This is a genomic window from Aeromicrobium ginsengisoli, assembly GCF_004134905.2.
GTDB lineage: Bacteria > Actinomycetota > Actinomycetes > Propionibacteriales > Nocardioidaceae > Aeromicrobium > Aeromicrobium ginsengisoli.
This window is the reverse complement of the sequence record NZ_SDPQ02000001.1, coordinates 879,203-899,063: the sequence shown is the minus strand read 5'-3', so window position 1 is coordinate 899,063 and position 19,861 is coordinate 879,203. Positions and strand designations below refer to the sequence as shown.

The 19,861-nt window shown below is 68.7% G+C and carries 18 protein-coding genes and 1 tRNA gene; 18 read left to right on the top strand and 1 reads right to left on the bottom strand.

Annotated elements, in window-relative coordinates:
• The first annotated feature begins 306 nt into the window (after window positions 1-306).
• From ESP70_RS04435 to ESP70_RS04420, 4 genes are all read left to right on the top strand, one after another.
• Window positions 307-2,238: a TIGR03960 family B12-binding radical SAM protein gene (locus ESP70_RS04435; protein ID WP_149688109.1), complete on the top strand. Its 1,932-nt coding sequence runs from the start codon at window positions 307-309 to the stop codon at window positions 2,236-2,238.
• A gap of 113 nt (window positions 2,239-2,351) precedes the next feature.
• Entirely contained in the window at window positions 2,352-2,555 is a 204-nt protein-coding gene (locus tag ESP70_RS04430; RefSeq protein WP_149688108.1) for a hypothetical protein, read from the top strand.
• A 52-nt stretch (window positions 2,556-2,607) separates the two neighbouring features.
• Entirely contained in the window at window positions 2,608-5,475 is a 2,868-nt protein-coding gene (locus ESP70_RS04425) for a helix-turn-helix transcriptional regulator (RefSeq protein WP_188110483.1), read from the top strand.
• A gap of 167 nt (window positions 5,476-5,642) precedes the next feature.
• Window positions 5,643-5,840: a hypothetical protein gene (locus tag ESP70_RS04420; RefSeq protein WP_149688106.1), complete on the top strand. Its 198-nt coding sequence runs from the start codon at window positions 5,643-5,645 to the stop codon at window positions 5,838-5,840.
• Here ESP70_RS04420 and ESP70_RS04415 read toward each other — a convergent pair.
• Window positions 5,830-7,050, bottom strand: a complete 1,221-nt coding sequence (locus ESP70_RS04415; RefSeq protein WP_188110482.1) for an MFS transporter — start codon at window positions 7,048-7,050, stop codon at window positions 5,830-5,832. The two genes, ESP70_RS04420 and ESP70_RS04415, sit on opposite strands and share 11 nt — an antisense overlap.
• 43 nt (window positions 7,051-7,093) lie before the next feature.
• Between ESP70_RS04415 and ESP70_RS04410 the strand changes: the two genes are divergently transcribed.
• From ESP70_RS04410 to ESP70_RS04350, 14 genes are all read left to right on the top strand, one after another.
• Window positions 7,094-7,858 (top strand): TIGR03936 family radical SAM-associated protein, encoded by a 765-nt coding sequence (locus tag ESP70_RS04410; RefSeq protein ID WP_223148601.1) that lies wholly within the window; start codon window positions 7,094-7,096, stop codon window positions 7,856-7,858.
• Between the two features lie 166 nt (window positions 7,859-8,024).
• Window positions 8,025-10,514: an Rne/Rng family ribonuclease gene (locus ESP70_RS04405; protein ID WP_149688104.1), complete on the top strand. Its 2,490-nt coding sequence runs from the start codon at window positions 8,025-8,027 to the stop codon at window positions 10,512-10,514.
• Window positions 10,515-10,608: 94 nt separating this feature from the next.
• On the top strand, window positions 10,609-10,917 hold the full coding sequence (gene rplU, locus ESP70_RS04400; protein ID WP_056215701.1) for a 50S ribosomal protein L21: 309 nt from the start codon (window positions 10,609-10,611) through the stop codon (window positions 10,915-10,917).
• 12 nt (window positions 10,918-10,929) lie between these two features.
• Window positions 10,930-11,193: a 50S ribosomal protein L27 gene (rpmA, locus tag ESP70_RS04395; protein ID WP_056212877.1), complete on the top strand. Its 264-nt coding sequence runs from the start codon at window positions 10,930-10,932 to the stop codon at window positions 11,191-11,193.
• 119 nt (window positions 11,194-11,312) lie between these two features.
• A complete protein-coding gene (obgE, locus tag ESP70_RS04390) occupies window positions 11,313-12,866 on the top strand; it encodes a GTPase ObgE (RefSeq protein WP_149688103.1) in 1,554 nt (517 codons plus the stop codon).
• A complete protein-coding gene (proB, locus tag ESP70_RS04385; RefSeq protein ID WP_149688102.1) occupies window positions 12,866-13,954 on the top strand; it encodes a glutamate 5-kinase in 1,089 nt (362 codons plus the stop codon). Before obgE ends, proB begins: the two co-directional genes overlap by 1 nt.
• Window positions 13,955-13,976: 22 nt before the next feature.
• A complete protein-coding gene (locus tag ESP70_RS04380) occupies window positions 13,977-15,224 on the top strand; it encodes a glutamate-5-semialdehyde dehydrogenase (protein WP_149688101.1) in 1,248 nt (415 codons plus the stop codon).
• Between the two features lie 9 nt (window positions 15,225-15,233).
• Window positions 15,234-15,377, top strand: a complete 144-nt coding sequence (locus ESP70_RS20005; RefSeq protein WP_188110481.1) for a hypothetical protein — start codon at window positions 15,234-15,236, stop codon at window positions 15,375-15,377.
• 47 nt (window positions 15,378-15,424) lie between these two features.
• Window positions 15,425-16,006, top strand: a complete 582-nt coding sequence (gene nadD, locus ESP70_RS04375) for a nicotinate-nucleotide adenylyltransferase (RefSeq protein ID WP_246161913.1) — start codon at window positions 15,425-15,427, stop codon at window positions 16,004-16,006.
• 76 nt (window positions 16,007-16,082) lie between these two features.
• Window positions 16,083-16,436, top strand: a complete 354-nt coding sequence (gene rsfS / locus ESP70_RS04370; protein WP_149688099.1) for a ribosome silencing factor — start codon at window positions 16,083-16,085, stop codon at window positions 16,434-16,436.
• Window positions 16,433-17,080 (top strand): histidine phosphatase family protein, encoded by a 648-nt coding sequence (locus tag ESP70_RS04365; RefSeq protein WP_149688098.1) that lies wholly within the window; start codon window positions 16,433-16,435, stop codon window positions 17,078-17,080. The genes rsfS and ESP70_RS04365 overlap by 4 nt, the downstream gene beginning before the upstream one ends.
• A 64-nt stretch (window positions 17,081-17,144) precedes the next feature.
• Window positions 17,145-17,217, top strand: a tRNA-Ala gene (locus tag ESP70_RS04360).
• Between the two features lie 213 nt (window positions 17,218-17,430).
• A complete protein-coding gene (locus tag ESP70_RS04355) occupies window positions 17,431-18,957 on the top strand; it encodes an alpha/beta hydrolase (protein ID WP_149688097.1) in 1,527 nt (508 codons plus the stop codon).
• A gap of 61 nt (window positions 18,958-19,018) precedes the next feature.
• On the top strand, window positions 19,019-19,786 hold the full coding sequence (locus ESP70_RS04350; RefSeq protein ID WP_149688096.1) for a hypothetical protein: 768 nt from the start codon (window positions 19,019-19,021) through the stop codon (window positions 19,784-19,786).
• The last annotated feature ends 75 nt before the right edge of the window (window positions 19,787-19,861 follow it).

Sequence of the window (19,861 nt, the reverse complement as noted above, 5' to 3'; positions counted from 1 at the left end):
CCATGTCGGGCGTTCGCCTCGGCGACGCGCATGACGGACTCCATACATCAAGACGTTCGCGGTCGGCACCGGTGCGCGCACCGTCAGGCGTACGTCCTGTGGAGCCTTCCGAGGTCCGGTCAAGCCTGTGGATGGCGACGGATCTTCATGCGTTCTTGGTGTTCGGACGACGCAAAGGCATGGATATCGGTCGACCTGCACGGCGACCCACCTGCGTTTGCGATGTCGGGGCAGCGCGAACGCATGAAGATCGGTCCCCACGAGCGACGTTTTCGCGCCGTGCGGTGCAGCGCCTAACCTAGGGGCATGCCCGTCGAGTCCCTCTTCCCACGCCTGGAACCGCTGCTGCCGTCTGTCGGCAAGCCCATTCAGTACGTCGGCGGCGAGCTCAACGCGACGAGCAAGGAGTGGGACTCCGCCCAGGTGCGCTGGGCCCTGATGTACCCCGACGCGTACGAGGTGGGGCTGCCCAACCAGGGCGTGCAGATCCTCTACGAAGTCCTCAACGAGCGCGACTGGATCCTGGCTGAGCGTACGTACGCGGTGTTCTCCGACATGGAGAAGGTCATGCGCGACAACGGCATTCCGCAGTTCACGGTCGACGCACATCGCCCGGTCCGGGCGTTCGACCTGTTCGGCGTCTCGTTCTCGACCGAGCTCGGCTACACCAACTTCCTGACGGCGATCGACCTCGCCGGCATGCCGCTGCACGCGGTCGACCGCGGCGATGACGATCCGATCGTCATCGCCGGTGGCCACTCGGCGTTCAACCCCGAGCCGATCGCCGACTTCCTCGACGCCGCGGTGCTCGGCGACGGCGAGGAGATCGTGCTGGCGATCAGCGAGGTCGTCCGTGAGTGGAAGGCCGAGGGGCGCCCCGGCGGTCGCGACGAGGTCCTGATGCGTCTCGCGAAGTCCGGCGGCGTGTACGTCCCGAAGTTCTACGACGTGGCCTACCTCCCCGACGGTCGCATCCAGCGGATCGTGCCCAACCGCCCCGGTGTCCCGTGGCGCGTCGCGAAGCACACGCTGATGGACCTCGACTCCTGGCCGTACCCCAAGAACCCGCTGGTCCCGCTCGCCGAGACCGTGCACGAGCGCTTCAGCGTCGAGATCTTCCGCGGCTGCACGCGTGGCTGCCGGTTCTGCCAGGCCGGCATGATCACCCGGCCCGTGCGCGAGCGCTCGATCGAGGGCATCGGCGCGATGGTGCAGAACGGGCTCGACAAGACCGGCTTCGAGGAGGTCGGGCTGCTGTCGCTGTCCAGCGCCGACCACACCGAGATCGGCGAGGTCGCCAAGCAGCTCGGCGACCGCTACGAGGGCACCAACACCTCCTTGTCGCTGCCGTCGACCCGCGTCGACGCCTTCAACATCACGCTGGCCAATGAGTTCAGCCGCAACGGTCGCCGCTCCGGCCTGACGTTCGCGCCCGAGGGCGGCAGCGAGCGCCTCCGCAAGGTCATCAACAAGATGGTGACCGAGGAGGACCTCATCCGCACGGTCGCCGCTGCCTATTCGCACGGCTGGCGTCAGGTCAAGCTCTACTTCATGTGCGGCCTGCCGACCGAGACCGACGACGACGTGATGCAGATCGGCGAGCTCGCCAAGCGCGTCATCCAGACCGGCCGAGAGGTCTCCGGCCGCAACGACATCCGCTGCACCGTGTCGATCGGCGGGTTCGTGCCCAAGCCGCACACGCCGTTCCAGTGGGCCTCGCAGCTCGACCACGAGACGACGGACGAGCGGCTCAAGAAGCTCCGCGACGCGGTCCGCGCCGACAAGCGCTACGGCAAGGCGATCGGCTTCCGCTATCACGACGGCAAGCCCGGCATCATCGAAGGACTCCTGTCCCGCGGCGACCGTCGCGTCGGCCGGGTCATCGAGGCGGTGTGGCGTGACGGCGGCCGGTTCGACGGCTGGAGCGAGCACTTCTCGTACGACCGTTGGGCCGACAAGACCGCTGAGGCGCTGGCCGACGAGCCGGTCGACCTCGACTGGTACACCGTCCGCGAGCGCGAGTACGCCGAAGTGCTCCCGTGGGACCACCTCGACGCCGGCCTCGACCGCGACTGGCTGTGGGAGGACTGGCAGGACTCGCTCAATCCCGATGGCGCCCTCGAGGTCGAGGACTGCCGCTGGACGCCGTGCTTCGACTGCGGCGTGTGCCCGCAGATGGACCTCGAGATCCAGATCGGGCCCACCGGCAAGAACCTCCTGCCGCTCACCGTCGTCTGAGCGCCTTAGGGCAGCTCAACTGCAGGTCAGGACGAAGATAGGGCATTCGTCCGATGTGCCGACCCCACCTTAGAAATCACGATGGAGACATCGAGATCGAAGGAGTGGTCACCATGACTGCATCGGAATATGTGGAGTCCACGCTCTACCGTCAGCGCGAGCAGGAGCTGAACCTCCGCAACGAGCGTCGGCGCATCGTCCTGGAACGCCAGGGCGCACGCGCGAAGGCTCGTCGGGCGCCGGGCGGTCGAGGTCTCTCCTACACCGTGCGGCACCGGCTGGCGGAGCTGTTCTCGGACGCTCCCGCGCATGGCTGAAGGCCGCGGCGAACCACACGATTCTGTGGGCGGGAGGTGGCACGATGAAGGCGTGCACCTCCCGCCCTCCAGTGCCGCTTTGATCGGCCGTGATGCCGACCTGCGCGAGCTCGACGCACTCTATGCGCAGGTTGTCGCCGGCGAGCCGAGGGCCGTCGTGGTCGCCGGCGAGGCCGGCATCGGCAAGAGCCGGCTGCTCGCTGAGTTCACGGCCCGCAACGCCGATTCTGCGCGCATCCTTCGCGGACAGTGCGTCGACCTCGGCGAGGTCGCCACGCCATACGCACCGATCACCGCGGTGCTGCGCGAGCTGGTCGACCAGGCGGGCACCGAGCGCGTGCTCGAGGCGGCGGGCCCGGGGTGGGACACCATCGGTGTGCTGCTGCCCGAGCTCGGCGACCACGTCGCGGGCGGAGCCAACGAGAACCGGCTCCACGAGGGTGTGGCTCTGCTGCTCGAACACTTCGCGCGCGAGCGCCCGGTGATCGTCGTGATCGAGGACCTGCACTGGGCCGACGAGGCGACCCTGACGGTGCTGCGATTCCTGCTGCGCGCCGTGGCATCCGGCCCGATCATGATCGTCTTGACCTATCGCAGTGACGACGTCCACCGTGGCCATCCGCTGCGCGTGTTCCTGACCGAGATCGAGCGTGGCCGACGTGCCAAGCGGCTCGAGCTCCGTCGGCTGACGCGTGCACAAGTACGCAAGCAGGCGCAGTCGATCCTCGGGCGTACGCCTGACTTCGATCTGGTCGAGAGCGTCTTCGAGCGCAGTGAGGGCGTGCCGTTCTTCGTGGAGGAGCTGCTCGCGAGCGAGGACTCGATCCTTCCGGAGACCCTGCGCGATGTCCTGCTCGCCCGCTACGAGCGCCTCGACGATGCCACTCAATACTTCCTCCGCGTCGTCTCCGCAGGCGGCCAGCGGGTCGAGCACGACCTCGTCGAGGACGTCTTCGACGGCGGTCCCGAGCAGCTTGACGCCGCGGCCCGCGCGGCAGTCGTCGCCAACGTCCTCATGGTGGACGACAGCGCCTACACATTCCGGCACGCCCTCGTGCGCGAAGCCGTGCACGGCGACCTGCTGCCGGGGGAGCGCACCCGCTTTCACGGCCGCTATGCCGAGGCACTCGCCGGCCGGGAGAAGCCCGGTGACATCACCGAGATCGCCTATCACTGGCACGCTGCCAACAACCACGCCAAGGCCTTTCCTGCCAAGATCGCGGCGATGCGAAGCGCCTCGCAGGCCTACGCCTACGCCACGGCCGCCCAGATGGGGGAGCGCGCCCTCGAGATCTGGGATGCGATCGATGACGCCGAGTCGGTCGCCGGCATGCCGCGGTCCAAGCTCATGGGCAAGGTCGCCGCCTACCTCCACACGGCAGGTGAACCCGAACGCGCTCTCGGCACGATCACCCTGGCCATCGCGCTCGGCGACGTCGATGGTCCTGACCTCGCCCGTCACCTGATGCTCAAGGCGCAGTGCTTGCAGAACACCGCCAAGCTGGGCGCGATCCCGTTGCTCAGGGAGGCCCTCGAGCTGGTGCCGCCGGGCGCCAACGAGTCGCTGAGAGCGACGATCCTCTACCGCCTCGCCGCGCGCTACATGATCGAGGGCGCGCAGCCCAACGCGGTCGACATGGCCACCCAGGCACTCGAGCTCGCGCAGGAGATCAGTGACCCCGAGGCTGCATCGGTGGCCTCCAACATCCGGGGCGTCGCCCGGGCGCACGGGGGCGATGTCGAGGGCGGACTCGCAGACCTCGAGCAGGCCAAGGACCTCGCCGAAGGCAACTCCGACGCGCTCCTGCGTTTCCGCGTCAACTACTCCGACATGCTCAACCTGCTGGGGCGCTACGACGAGTCTGTGGCGGTCGCCGACGAAGGACTCGACCGCTCGCGCGAGCTGGGCGTCGAGCGCAGCTCAGGTGCCATCCTCGCGTCCAACATGATCGACCCCCTGTTCGCCCGGGGTGAGTGGGAACGCGCGAATCGCCTGCTCGACCGCGTGATCGCGCTGTCGCCGCCGCTGACATTCCGGGTCTACCTCCTGCGGGCCAAGGTGTGGTCGACCCTGTGGCGGGGCGATCTCGAGGCCGCAGAGCGCATGTTCAAGCACTGGAGTCCGCACATGGTCGCGTTGGCCGAGGTGGAGGTGCAGACCCGGCTTCAGTACGTCCGACTCGCCGGTGAGCTCGCGCTGGCCCAGGATGATGCGGCTGCGGCCTGGGGCCACCTGTCCCACGTGATCTCCGCCGAGTTCCGCTCCCTGCCGGGTCACTCGGTCGTGATCTACGCAGAAGCCGCGCGGGCGCTCGCCCGGCTGCGGGCGGACGGCAGCACCGAGGTCGACGTCGACGATGCCGAGAAGCGGCTTCGCGAGGCGATCGATGCCGATTCGTTCTGGCCCAACTCCCACCATTGGCACGCGGTCGTCGATGCTGAGCTCGGCGGCCCCACCCGCACCGGTGACGGGGTGGCCGAGTGGCAGCGAGCGCTCGAAGGTGCCGAGGCGCTTCTGGCGCAGACCCGGCCTTACCTGCTGCTGAGGCTCGGCATGGCGCAGCACGGTGCGGGTCAGAGGTCAGAGGCGGTGGAGACCCTCGAGCAGGCCATCGACGCCGCCAACACGCTGGGCGCCGGGCTGATCACGAACCAGGCTCGCACGTTCGCCCAACGGGCTGGGCTGCCGCTCGGAGGGGCCCCCGGCCGCCATGAGACTGGATCGGTCGAGCTCACCGCCCGCGAGCAGCAGGTGCTCGACCTGATCGCGGAGGGCCTCACCAACCGGCAGATCGGCGAGCGGCTGTTCATCAGCGTCAAGACCGCGAGCGTCCACGTGTCGGCGATCCTGCGCAAGCTCGGCGCGTCCAGTCGCACCGAGGCGGCCATGATCGCCGAGCGGTCCACCATCCGCGTCTAGGTGTCCCTGCCGCCCAGCACGCCGGCGCCTAGGTAGGTCTGAGGTACCTCAGACCTACCTAGGTCCAGGACCTGCGTGGAAGTTAGGGCATCCGCCCGATGTGAGGGGCCCACCTCAGCGACGAACGTAGGTCATGTCGAAAGACACCTCCACCGAAAGGGACCATCATGATCACCGACTTCATCGCCCAGGTCGACAGCCAGCAGCGCGAGCGTCAGCTCGTCCAGACGATCGAGCGTCGCCGCGCGACCGCCGAGCGTGTCGCCGCCCAGCGTTTCAATGGCGACCGCCTGGCCCTCATCGCCCACCTGGCCCGCACGGCGCGCGCCACCCGCGCTGTCGCCGCCCGCCCCGTCAGCTGCTGAGTCCGCGCGGCCCGTGACCGAGGGTGTCCTCGAGCATCACGGGCCGTGCGACGATCCAGCCGGCCACGGCAATCACGACAGCAAGTGCCATGAGCGCCACCAGGGGTACGGTCCACGAGTCCGTGGCCTCGTGCAGGGCCCCCACACCGAGCGGCCCCGCGCCAGCAATCAGATAGCCCGGGCCCTGCGTGAAGACCGACAGGGCCGTCGTCCCGGCCGACGTCCGGGACCGCTTCCCGATCATCGTCAGCGTCCACGTGAAGGCTCCGCCGCCGATGCCCAGCATGACCGCCCAGAGCCACGTGAACGTGGTGGGCGCCAACAGGACTCCCAGCCAGCCCCCGGCAGTCAACGCGGCGAAGGCGACCGGCAGGACCGGTCGCTCGCCCACCAGGCGCATCAGCCATGGCAGGCCCAGCGTCAGCGGGATCCCCACCCCGCTCAACAGCCCCAACATCGCGCCGGCATGTGCGTCGCTGAGACCGGCGTCGGTGAGCATCTCCGGGAACCAGCCGAACTGGGCGTACGCCCCAGCCGCCTGGGCTCCGAAGCACAGCACCATCGCCCAGGCCACAGGTGAGCGTACGAGCTCCCGCATCGCGAGCCGGTCCGAGGACATCGGGTCGGTGCGGACGTCTCGCCGGATCTGCCCGAGCCAGGGGAGGAGCGCGGCGATCGCCAGCAGGGACCACAGGCCGAGCGCCTCCCGCCAACCACCGAGGGCATCTGACAGGGGCACGGTGGCGACCGAGCCGAGCGTGGCGCCGGTCATCAGCGCCGCGCCGTAGAGCGCACTCAGGAGGGCGAGCCGGTCCGGGAAGTGCACCTTGACCAGCGGCGGAAGGATGATGTTGCCCATCGCCGCGCCGGCCAGCGCGATGGTCGTGCACAACAAGAACAGCGCAGACGTGTGGACCAGGGCCCGCAGCACGAGCCCTGCCACGATCATCGCGAGGACGAGGGACGCCGTCCGGTGAAGGCCGAGCCGCTTGACGACGCCGTGCGAGCCCACGCCGAACACCGCGAAGCACAGCACGGGGATCGTCGTCAGCACGCCACCGACGACAGCCGACATGCCGAGGTCGTGACGCACGGGGCCGAGCACGACTCCGAGGCTGCCCACCGCGATCCGCAGGTTGAGCGCCAGCAGCACGATCGCCGCGCCGACGAGCAGCCTGCCCTTGGTCGACGGGGAACGAGGGACAGTCACGAGGCACCATTCAACTCCTCCGAAGCGCGGGTAGCCTCGTCGGGTGACAACCCTCGAAGGGACGCCCAATCCCGAAGCCCCCAACCCGCAGCTGCCGATCGTGCAGAAGCTGCGCATCCGCTACGCCAAGCGTGGCCGCCTGCGGTTCACGAGCCACCGGGACTTCGCCCGGGCCTTCGAGCGGGCGGTGCGTCGTGCCGGCATCCCGATCGGCTTCTCCTCCGGATTCACGCCCCACCCCAAGATCTCGTACGCCAACGCGTCGCCGACGGGTGCGGCGAGCGAGGCGGAGTACCTCGAGATCGGCATGACCCGGCCGTGCGACCCCGATGAGGTACGCGCATCGCTCGACTCAGCGCTGCCTGACGGCCTCGACATCGTCGACGTGGTCGAGGCCAAGCCGGGCTCCTTGGCCGACCGTCTTCAGGCGAGCTCATGGGAGATTGCCCTGCCCGAAGTGAGCCTCGAGCACGCTCAATCGGCGGTCGACGCGTTCCTCGCCACCGACGAGGTCTTGATCGAACGGATGATGAAGCGTGGCCTCCGTACGCTCGACTGCCGCGACGCGGTGCTGGCCCTGTCCGCGCGTTCAGACACCACCCGCAGCGGCCCGTGTGCGATACTTGCCGTGGTTGTACGACACGACACACCGTCGATACGACCAGACGACGTTCTCGCCGGACTCCGATCCAGCGGTGGCCTCGAGCTCGAGCAGACGCCCATCGCGACTCGCTTGGCCCAGGGCCCTCTGGACACAGAGACCGGCACGGTGGGCGATCCATTTGCCTTCGACCGCGACGCATCCTGACGGGTGTCGACCGCGGCGGTGAGTGTGGGAGCTGATGTGACAGACCAAAGTTCGCCGTCAACTCCCCGGCGCGTGGCGCTGGGGTTGACCGAAGGCTTAAGGCCCGCTTGCCGGGCCGCAGACGTGCCCAGGCCGATCTCGATCGGCCTCGGGCGAAGGAGAGCACATGCTCGACGACAACGAAACATCGGCTGAATCCACTACCGAAGCACCGCCCGCGCGACGCCGGGCCGCCGGCCGCCCCGCCGGTCCGCCCGCCGCAGTCAGCTTCTCCGCACCGGTCGCGCCGGCCAAGGCCGAACCTGCCAAGGCCGAACCGGCCAAGGCCGAGGCGCCCGCCGAGCCTCGCGCGAAGAAGGCCGCCGCCAAGACCGCTGCCAAGGACGAGCCGGTCGTCGAGGACACGGCCGAGGTTCCCGCCAAGCGAACGGCCAAGAAGACCGCCGCAAAGAAGGCCGAGCCCAAGGCTGACGCCGAAGAGGCCGCACCGGTCTCCGCGACCGCGGCGATGTTCAAGGCTCCCGAGCCGGGCCTGGCCCCCGCTCGCCCCAAGCCCGTCCAGAACGAGTCCGACGCCGATGCGGACGACGAGGACGACGACGATCCCGACGCGCCCAAGCGGCGCCGTCGCAGCCGCGGTGGCCGCCGTCGTCGCAAGGGTGACAACGACGGCGACGAGTCGTCGAACGACAACGACTCCGAGGGTGACGACGACGCCGAGGACGACGGCAACGGTGGCACCCGCCGCCGTCGTCGCCGGGCCCGCGCCGGCGAAGGCGCCGACGCCTCGCCGGATGATCCCGAGAACACCGTCGTCCGGGTCCGCAGCGGACGTACGGCCGAGGACGAGATCACCGGCGTCGCCGGATCGACGCGCCTCGAGGCCAAGAAACAGCGCCGCCGCGAAGGCCGCGAGGCCGGTCGCCGCCGCGCCCCGATCGTCTCCGAAGCCGAGTTCCTGGCCCGCCGCGAGTCCGTCAAGCGCGAGATGGTCGTGCGCCAGCGCGACGACTACACGCAGATCGCCGTCATCGAGGACAACGTGCTCGTCGAGCACTACGTCGCTCGCGAGTCGCAGATCTCGATCATCGGGAACGTCTATCTCGGCAAGGTCCAGAACGTCCTGCCCAGCATGGAAGCAGCGTTCGTCGACATCGGCGCCGGCCGCAACGCCGTGCTCTATGCCGGTGAGGTCGACTGGACCACGTTCGGCAATGGCAAGCAGCGCAAGATCGAAGATGCGCTCAAGCCCGGACAGACGATCCTCGTCCAGGTGTCCAAGGACCCGATCGGCCAGAAGGGCGCCCGGCTCACGAGCCAGATCAGCCTGCCCGGACGCTTCCTGGTCCTCGTGCCCGGCGGTCAGACCAGCGGGATCTCCCGCAAGCTGCCCGAGAACGAGCGGGCTCGCCTCAAGACCCTCCTCAAGGAGGTCCTCCCCGACGACACGGGCGTCATCGTGCGCACCGCTGCCGAAGGTGCGACCGAGGAGCAGCTGACTCGCGACGTCACGGCGTTGTCGGCGCGGTGGGAGGTCATCGAGGGCAAGGTGGCGGCCGGCAAGGCGCCCGAGCTGCTCTACTCCGAGCCCGATCTCATGATCAAGGTCGTCCGCGACCTGTTCAACGAGGACTTCCACGGCCTCGTCGTCGAGGGCGACGACGCCTGGGACATGATCAAGGGCTACATCGACCACGTCGCGCCCGACCTCGCCGACCGGGTCAAGCGCTGGGAGCACCCTGAGGGCCAGGATGCGTTCACGGCATACCGGCTGGACGAGCAGATCCACAAGGCGCTCGATCGCAAGGTCTTCCTGCCGTCGGGCGGCTCTTTGGTGATCGACCGCACCGAGGCCATGACGGTCGTCGACGTCAACACCGGCAAGTACACCGGCTCCGGGGGCAACCTCGAGGAGACCGTCACCAAGAACAACCTCGAAGCCGCCGAGGAGGTCGTTCGCCAGCTCCGGTTGCGCGACATCGGCGGCATCATCGTCGTCGACTTCATCGACATGGTGCTCGAGAGCAACCGCGACCTGGTGCTACGGCGTCTCGTCGAGTGCCTCGGTCGCGACCGTACGCGCCACCAGGTCGCCGAGGTGACCTCGCTGGGCCTCGTCCAGATGACGCGCAAGCGCATCGGCACGGGCCTGCTCGAGTCGTTCAGCCACGAGTGCGAGCACTGCCACGGCCGCGGCGTCATGATCCAGGACGCGCCGGTCGAGCCCAAGAAGGACGAGCAGCGTCGCGGAGGCCGTGGAGGCCGTGGTGGCGGTGGTGGTGGCGGCCGTGGAAATGGCAACCAGGGCGGCAATGGCAACGGCAACCAGGGCGGCAACGCCAAGGGCGGCGACTCAGCCAAGAGCGAGGCGCCCGACGCCAAGTCTGCGGACAGCAAGCCTGCTGACGCCAATCCCGCGGATACCAAGCCTGCCGACGCCAAGCCTGCAGACAGCAAGCCTGCCGACGCCAAGCCCGAGGTCGAGGCTGCGACCCCGGCCAAGAAGACCCCCCGCAAGCGCGGCTCGGCGTCCAAGCCGGCCGGCCCTCCGCCGTCGGTGGAACCGCCGTCCACGCAGGCGGACAGCACGACTTCTGAGCCTTCTGGCCAGGCGGGGGACGCCCCCGTTTTGACCAGCGAGGGTCAGGCTCCGTAAACTAGTCCTTCGGTGCGCTCTGCGTGCCGTTCTCGCGCGTCCCGCTCTTCGAGTGGGCGTGCCCCCAGAGCTGAAACGAGTGAGGAATCCCGTGGTGTACGCAATCGTCCGCAGTGGCGGCAACCAGCAGAAGGTAGCCGTCGGCGACGTCATCCAGATCGACAAGGTCGCACAGGCCGAGGGCGAGACGCTGTCCCTTCCCGCGGTGCTGTTCGTCGACGGCGACACGGTCACGGCCGACGCCGACTCGCTCGCCAAGATCACGGTGACCGCCGAGGTCCTGGGCCTGTCCAAGGGTCCCAAGATCGTGATCCAGAAGTACAAGAACAAGACCGGCTACAAGAAGCGTCAGGGTCACCGTCAGAAGTACACCCAGGTGAAGATCACCGGGATCAAGAAGTAGGGGACTGAGCACATGGCACACAAAAAGGGCGCAGCCTCCACCAAGAACGGCCGCGATTCCAACTCACAGCGCCTCGGCGTCAAGCGCTTCGGCGGACAGCTCGTCAACGCCGGCGAGATCATCGTCCGCCAGCGTGGCACGCACTTCCACCCCGGCACCAACGTCGGCCGTGGCGGCGACGACACGCTGTTCGCGCTCTCCGCGGGTGCAGTCGAGTTCGGCCGTCGTCGTGGACGCAAGGTCATCAACATCGTCCCGGGTGTCCCGGCGGAGTAATCCGAGCGAACACTCTCTTTGAAGGGGCAGTCCGCAGCTGCGGACTGCCCCTTCGTTTCATTTCAAGCCAAACAGGCAAGTTCTGGCCCTGATCGGGGCCTCCACGAAAGGAGCGGCCGGTGGCTGTCCCCAGCTTTGTCGACAAGGTCACGCTCCACGTCACGGCCGGTTCCGGCGGTGACGGTGTGGCCTCGGTCCATCGCGAGAAGTTCAAGCCGCTTGGCGGTCCCGACGGCGGCAACGGCGGGCACGGTGGCGACGTCATCCTGCGCGTCGCCGCCGACGTGACGACCCTCGTCGACTACCACCACGAGCCCCACCGCAAGGCCACCAACGGTGCGCCCGGTGCCGGCAGCAACCGCAGCGGCAGCAACGGCGAGGACCTCGTGCTGCGCGTGCCCGAAGGCACCGTCGTACGCAGCGAGCAGGGCGAGGTGCTCGCTGATCTCGTCGGGCCCGGCACCGAGCTGGTCATCGCCGCAGGCGGCCGTGGTGGCCTGGGCAATGCGGCACTCGCCTCGTCCAAGCGCAAGGCACCCGGGTTCGCGCTCAAGGGTGAGCCCGGCGACGAGCTGGTCTTCACGCTCGAGCTCAAGGTCGTGGCCGACATCGGCCTGGTGGGATTCCCCAGCGCCGGCAAGTCCAGCCTGATCGCGGCGCTGTCCCGTGCCCGGCCCAAGATCGCCGACTACCCGTTCACGACCTTGGTGCCCAACCTCGGCGTCGTCTCGGCCGGCTCCACGACGTTCACGGTCGCCGACGTGCCGGGTCTCATCGAGGGGGCGAGCGAAGGTCGCGGCCTCGGCCACGACTTCCTCCGCCACGTCGAGCGGTGCGCTGCGCTGGTCCACGTCATCGACTGCGCCACGGTCGATCCGGGGCGTGATCCGTTGACGGATCTCGACGTCATCGAGGCGGAGCTCACCAAGTACGCCGAGACGACCGGCAGCGACCTCAACGACCGCCCGCGGCTCGTCGCGCTCAACAAGACCGACGTCCCGGACGCTCAGGAGATCGCCGGGTTCGTCCGCGCCGATCTCGAGGCGCGCGGGCTCGACGTCTTCGACGTGTCCGCGGCAAGCCACGCCGGTCTGCGCGAGCTGTCGTTCGCGATGGCCGAGATCGTCGCCTCCCGCCGCGCCGCCACACCGGTCGCCGAGGTCACCCGCATCGTCCTGCGGCCCAAGGCCGAGGCCGGGGTCGGGCGTGAGTTCACGATCACGCAGCGCGACGGCCAGTGGGTCGTACGCGGTGACAAGCCCAAGCGCTGGGTGCGGCAGACCGACTTCAGCAACGACGAGGCCGTCGGATTCCTCGCCGACCGGCTCAACCGGCTCGGCGTCGAGGACGAGCTGCTCAAGCTCGGTGCCAAGGCCGGTGACGACGTCATCATCGGCGACGAGAACGACGCCGTCATGTTCGACTTCGACCCCCAGATCCCGGCCGGCGCCGAGGTCCTGGGCCGTCGCGGCGAGGACCTGCGCATCGACCAGTCCGACCGGCGCACCAACGTGCAGCGCCGCGAAGAGCTGGCCGCCCGACGGGCGTACGAGGCGGAGAAGCGCGAAGCCCGCGCCGAAGGCCGTGAGCCTGGCTGGGACTTTCCCGAGGACGATCCGTCCCTCATCGATGAACCTGCGGACGGTGAGCTCGACACCGAGGACCCGCGCTGATGAGCCGGATCGTCGTCAAGGTCGGCTCGTCGTCGCTCAGTTCGGCTGAGGGCGGCCTCGACGGGGAACGCGTCGATGCGCTGGTCGACGCCTTGGCCGCCGGCCGTGAGCGGGGTGACGAGATCGTCCTGGTCAGCTCCGGCGCCATCGCAGCCGGACTCGCGCCGCTGTCGCTGCCTCGGCGGCCGCGCGACCTCGCGACGCAGCAGGCCGCCGCAAGCGTGGGCCAGGGCGCCTTGATCGCCCGATATGCCCAGCGGTTCGAACACCACGGGCTCGTCGTCGGCCAGGTGCTGCTCACCGCCGACGACGTGACGAGGCGCAGCCACTACCGCAACGCCTACCAGACGTTCGCGCGCCTGTTGGAGCTCGGCGTGGTGCCGATCGTCAACGAGAACGACACGGTCGCCACGAGCGAGATCCGGTTCGGCGACAACGACCGCCTCGCGGCGCTCGTGTCGCACCTCGTCCACGCCGATCTGCTGGTGCTGCTCTCGGACGTCGACGGCCTCTACGACGGTGATCCGCGCCGTGAGGGTGCTGCGATCATCCGTGACGTGCACGGCGAGGCCGACATCGCGGAGCTCGACATCGTCCGCCCGAGCGCCTCGGCGATCGGCACCGGCGGCATGGTCACCAAGATCGAGGCGGCCCGCATCGCGACCGGAGCCGGGATCCCGGTGGTGCTGACCGCCGCCCCTCAGGCCGCGGCCGCGCTCGAGGGCCAGGCGGTCGGCACGAGGTTCCATCCCACCGGCCGTCGCCGGCCGACCCGCCTGCTGTGGCTCGCCCACGCCAGCAACACCAAGGGCGCCGTGCACCTCGACGCCGGAGCCGTACGCGCGCTCACGGTCCGCAAGGCATCGCTGCTTCCGGCCGGCATCACAGGAGTCACGGGCACGTTCGTGGCCGGCGACCCGGTCGACCTGGTCGGCCCTGATGACGTCGTGATCGCTCGCGGCATCGTCAACTACGACAGCGCAGAGCTGCCGTCGCTGCTGGGCCGGTCGACGCGCGATCTCGCCGCCGAGCTCGGTGCGGAGTACGAGCGAGAGGTCGTGCACCGCGACGACATGATGGTGATCTGACGATGGCTTCTAGGATTGCCGCATGAAGGAGCAGGTCCACACCGCAGCCCGGCGCGCCCGCATCGCCGCTGCGACCCTCGCCGTGACGCCGCGAGCCGGCAAGGACGCGGCGCTGCAGGCCATGGCGGATGCGCTGGTTGACGGCACGGATGCGATCGTCGCCGCCAACGATCTCGATGTCGAGGCCGCACGCGCCGCAGGCACGGGCGAGAACGTCATCGACCGGCTGCGTCTCGATCCCTCACGGGTGGCGGCGTTCGCCGACGGGCTCCGTCACATCGCCGCGCTGCCGGATCCGGTCGGTGAGGTCGTACGCGGTGCGACCCTGGCCAATGGCCTGCGGATGCAGCAGATCCGGGTCCCGATGGGCGTCATCGGCATGATCTACGAGGGTCGTCCCAACGTGACCGCCGACGCCGCCGGGATCTGCCTCAAGGCCGGCAGCGCCGTGCTCCTGCGTGGCTCATCGTCGGCCGCCCGTTCCAACGCCACGATCATCGAGATCATGCGCGGTGCCCTCGGCGAAGCGGGACTGCCGCCTGACGCGATCCAGATGATTCCTGCCGACGACCGTTCCTCGGCGACGCACCTGATGCAGGCTCGGGGCCTGGTCGACCTCGTCATCCCGCGTGGCGGCGCCGGGCTCATCCGCGCCGTCGTCGAGGAGTCGACGGTGCCGGTCATCGAGACCGGTGTGGGCAACTGCCACGTCTATGTCGACGCCGACGCGGATCTCGACATGGCGCTGGAGATCGTCCTCAACTCCAAGACCCACCGCACGAGCGTGTGCAACGCCGCCGAGTCATTGCTCGTGCACAAGGCCGTCGCCGACACGTTCCTGCCCACGGTCGTCGCGGCTCTGCAGCATGCCGGGGTCACGATCCACGGCGACGAGTCGTTCTGCGCGGTCCAGGCCGACATCGTGCCCGCGACCGAGGACGACTACGCCGCTGAATACCTCTCGCTCGACATCTCGGCCCGTGTCGTGGACTCGATCGACGACGCGATCGACCACATCCGTACCTACTCGTCGGGGCACACCGAGGCGATCGTCACGTCGTCGCTCGCCGCCTCGACCCGCTTCACCTCCGGAGTCGATTCCGCAGCTGTCATGGTCAATGCCTCGACCCGGTTCACCGATGGCGGTGAGTTCGGGTTCGGGGCGGAGATCGGCATCTCGACGCAGAAGCTGCATGCGCGGGGGCCGATGGGGCTGACCGAGATGACCACGACCACCTACGTCGTCACCGGCGCCGGACACGTGCGATAGATTGGGGCCATGTTCTCGAACCTCGTGGCGGCCGAAGAGCCCCTTCGCGACATCGGCATCGACCCCTACGCGGTCGGCGGCATCGCCCTCGCGATTCTGATCGTCCTGATGCTCGCGCTGCTGTCCTTCGGCAAGGGTCGCGAGCACTCCTGAAGGGCATGGCCCGCCGCGAGGGCAACGAGCGCCGACGCATCGGCATCATGGGCGGCACGTTCGACCCGATCCACCACGGCCACCTGGTCGCCGCGAGCGAGGTCCAGTCGTGGTTCGACCTCGACGAGGTCATCTTCGTGCCCACCGGCGAGCCCTGGCAGAAGGCCGACCGTGAGGTCTCGCCGGCCGAGCACCGCTACCTCATGACCGTCATCGCGACGGCCGCCAACCCGCGGTTCGAGGTCAGTCGCGTCGACATCGACCGCAGCGGCCTGACCTACACGATCGACACGCTGCGTGAGCTGACCGCGTTGCACCCGGACGCCGATCTCTACTTCATCACCGGCGCCGACGCCATGGCGGCGCTGCTGACGTGGCAGGACCATGAGGAGCTGTTCGAGCTGGCCCACTTCGTCGGCTGCACCCGTCCCGGCCACGAGCTCACCGACGTGACGCTCGAGGGGCTCCCGCGTGATCGCATCACCCTGGTCGAGATCCCAGCCCTCACGATCTCGTCGACGGACTGCCGTCACCGCGTCGCACGCGGCGAGCCGGTCTGGTACCTCGTGCCGGACGGCGTCGTCCAGTACATCGGCAAGCACGAGCTCTACTCGAAGGATTCGGCATGACCGAGCGCCAGCGAGCGAATCATCAGGCACTCATGCCGACGCCTTCGTATCGTTGGCTCTTCAGGAAGGCTTCGGCATGACCGCGACAGAACGTGCCGTCGAGCTGACCCAGGCGGCAGCCGCGGCGGCCGAGGACAAGCTCGCTCAGGACATCATCGCGTTCGACGTCTCCGAGCTGTTGGCGATCACCGATGTCTTCCTGCTGTGCTCGGCCTCCAGCCCGCGCCAGGTCCGCGCTGTGCAGGACGCCGTCGAGGAGCGCATGATCGAGCTGGGCGCCAAGGCCGTACGCCGTGAGGGCGAGCGCGAGGGCCGCTGGGTCCTGCTGGACTTCGCCGACGTCGTGGTGCACATCCAGCACCAGGACGAGCGGGTCTTCTACGCCCTCGAGCGGTTGTGGAGCGACTGCCCCGTGGTGCCGTTGTCATGACGACCCGCCAGGTCATCCTGTGGCGCCACGGCCGTACGTCCTGGAATGTCGAGGGGCGCGTGCAGGGGCAGAGCGACATTCCCCTGGACGAGGTCGGGCTGGAGCAGGCCAAGGCCGCTGCCGCGCGCCTGGCCGCCCTGCGGCCCCACCGCATCGTGAGCTCAGACCTCGTACGCGCTGCCGACACCGCACGCACCCTGGGTGACCTCACCGGTACGGCGGTCGAGCTCGATCCGCGGCTGCGCGAGCTCAACTTCGGCGAGCGTGAGGGGCTCACGTGGCGGGAGGCGTGGGATGCGTTCCCCGACGGCATGAAGGCCTGGGTCGAGGGCGACGAGACGCAGATCCCCGGCAGCGAGACGCACCGTCAGGCGGGGGAGCGGTTCGCGGCTGCCCTGCGCGACCTGCTCGAAGACCTGCCGGCCGACGGCGTCATGGTCGTCGTGGCGCACGGAGCGGTCCTGCGCACGGGCGCGTGCGCGTTCCTCGACATTCCCGAGGCGCACTGGAGCACGTTCGGCGGGCTCGGCAACTGCGCGTGGTCGGTGCTCGAGGAGTCGCGTCACAAGGACTGGTTCCAGTGGCGGCTCACGGAGTGGAACGCGGGGACGCTGCCGGAGCCGGTCATGTCCGACGACGAGTGACCCGGTTTGGGCATGCGGCGGGTCAACGGCTAACATTGGCGAGGCCCAACACACGGGCTGCAGCGGGGCATTGGCGCAGTTGGTAGCGCGCTTCCATGGCATGGAAGAGGTCAGGAGTTCGAATCTCCTATGCTCCACAGAACGACATCGGACCCGGAGCGCACGTTGCTCCGGGTCCGATGTCGTTCTGGACGTCCAATGATTCGGCGAGGAGCGCGCGCGAGGGAGTGTCTTCTGCTCGATCGTGGCTCCCGCGCGGTCAGTCGCCGCGTACCCTGATCCGCTGTCGATTGAGAGGCAACCCCTAGGCTGGTCCTCGCCCACGTCGTACCAGGAAGGCCCCGCCACCCGTGCTCGCCCGCATCAGCCTCGGCATCGCCGCCATGATGGCCGGGGTGATCATCGTCGCGGCGTACGCGCAGGACCGCGACGACGAACGCAGCCTCATCCCGGTGGCGACGGGGGAGAAGGCGCCGGCAGGTCTGGCCAGGTTCTACGACCAGAAGCTCACGTGGACGGACTGCGAGGGGTCACTGTGCACCTGGGTACGCGTACCCCTCGACTACGACAAGCCCGCGGGCACGACGATCCGGCTCAGGGTCAAGCTGCGCCCGGCCGCGTCGGGCAAGGCCGACGGCAAGGTCTTCATCAACCCGGGTGGTCCCGGTGGCTCGGGCGTCGGCTTCGTCGACACGTTCGCGTCGCTGACGTCCAGGGACGTGCTCGAGAAGCGCGACATCATCGGCTTCGACCCGCGCGGCGTGGGGCAGAGCGATCCGCTGAAGTGCGAGTCGGACACGTCGTTCGACAAGCTCGTCGCGCTGGATCCCGACCCCGACACGCTCAAGCTCGTCGACAAGCTGGGTGACGGCTTCCGCAAGCTGGGCAAGGCGTGCGTCAAGCACTCGGGTGCCCTGGCCTCACACGTCTCGACCGAGGAGGCGGCGCGCGACCTCGACGTGCTCCGCGCGCTCATGGGTGAGCGGAAGCTCGACTACTACGGCGCCTCCTACGGCACCCAGCTCGGCGCGACGTACGCCGACCTGTTCCCGCGCCACACCGGGGCGATGATCCTCGACGGCGCAGTGGATCCCTCGTTGAGCAAGGAGCGCCAGGGCTACGACCAGGCCAAGAGCTTCCAGCGAGAGCTCAAGGCCTACGTCGCAGCCTGCCTCGAGGACGGCGACTGCCCACTCGGCGAGGACCAGAAGGCAGCCAGCGACAACATCCTCGAGCTCCTTGCAGCGCTCGAGGAGAAGCCGATCCAGACCCGCTTCGACCGCAAGCTGACCGAGGGCGCGGCCATCTATGGCATCGCCTACGCGATGTACGACCCCGACAGCTGGAGCGTCCTGACCACCGGACTCGTACGCGCGGGGTTCGGCGACGGCAGCATCCTCCTGACGCTGAGCGACCAGTACTACGGACGGCGGCAGGACGGCACGTATCGCGACAACAGCGCGCAGGCGTTCTTCGGGATCCGCTGCCTGGACTTCCCCAAGGCGCCGAGCGACGGCGACATCGCCCGGCTGCTCCCGGACTATCAGGACGCGTCGCCGGTCTTCGGTGGTGTCATGGCGTGGTCCGCAGCTGAGTGCCAGGACTGGCCGGCCAGGTCCAAGCATCCGCAACGGCCCGTCCATGCCGAGGGCGCGGCTCCGATCGTCGTGATCGGCTCGACCCGCGATCCCGCCACGCCCTACGCATGGTCCGAGACGCTGGCGAGGGACCTGTCGTCGGGCATCCTCGTGACCCGCAAGGGTGACGGCCACACGGGATACGGGGTCGGCAACGCCTGCGTCGACGGCGTGGTCAACCGCTACTTGCTGTTCCGCGAGCAGCCGACCGGAGCGGTGACGTGCGATGACACGGAGTGAGGGCGGAGCCAGGCGGGCGCCCAAACGGCGTGATGCCCCTGTCTCGTCGCACACTGGAACCATGAGGGCCCGCCTGAGACTCGCGCTGCTCGCGACGTTCGTCATCGGCCTCGTGCTCTCCGGCCTCGGCTCCGTGGTCGCCAAGTCGCCGGAGCAGCGTGATCAGATCAACGACGCCGATCGTGTGGCGCAACGCTTCGAGGCGGTCATCGACGCGTACGTCGTCAAGGCAGCAGCGAAGGTCAAGAGCGAGCATGACGCCGACCAGGACGGCTACCCGGCGCTCCTCGACGTCGTGCAGAACCGCATCGCGGACGCACCACGCCTGCGAGCGGGCTCGACGACGGCGTACGGGCGAGAGCACAGCGGCGCCTATGAGGACGCCGGCCCCCACCGGGCCTCGGCGCTCGCACCGCTGAAGGACCTCGAGCTCTACCTGCGGACGCAGGCGATCCCCAACTCGAGGTTCATCGCCGCCGGCAAGAAGCTCGTGGCATTGCGCCCGGGGACGCTCCTCGGTGACGAGGCCGTCGTCAACGGCGACCCGCTTCGCGAACGCGTGCTCCCGGCATACGAGAAGGCCCGCAACCGCCTGAAGAAGCAGAACGCGCCCGAGGGTGCCGAGCTGCTGCGGCTCGACCTCATGACGTACGCCAACGACATCGTGTCGATGACCAAGGACGGGGCCAAGAAGATCGACGAGCAGAAGGCGTTCTTCTTCCAGCTGGGGGACCGCCCCGTCGAGCTCTTCAAGCGCCTCGCCGCGATGGAGACAGCCATTCAGGTCCAGGTGTCACAACAAGTCGAAATTGTCGCGGCCGCCCAATAACCAGCGGGCGGGGCAATCGTTGATTACTGTGTAAGAACTCCGCGTGGCGATTTTCGGTTTCGACATGCGGACTGG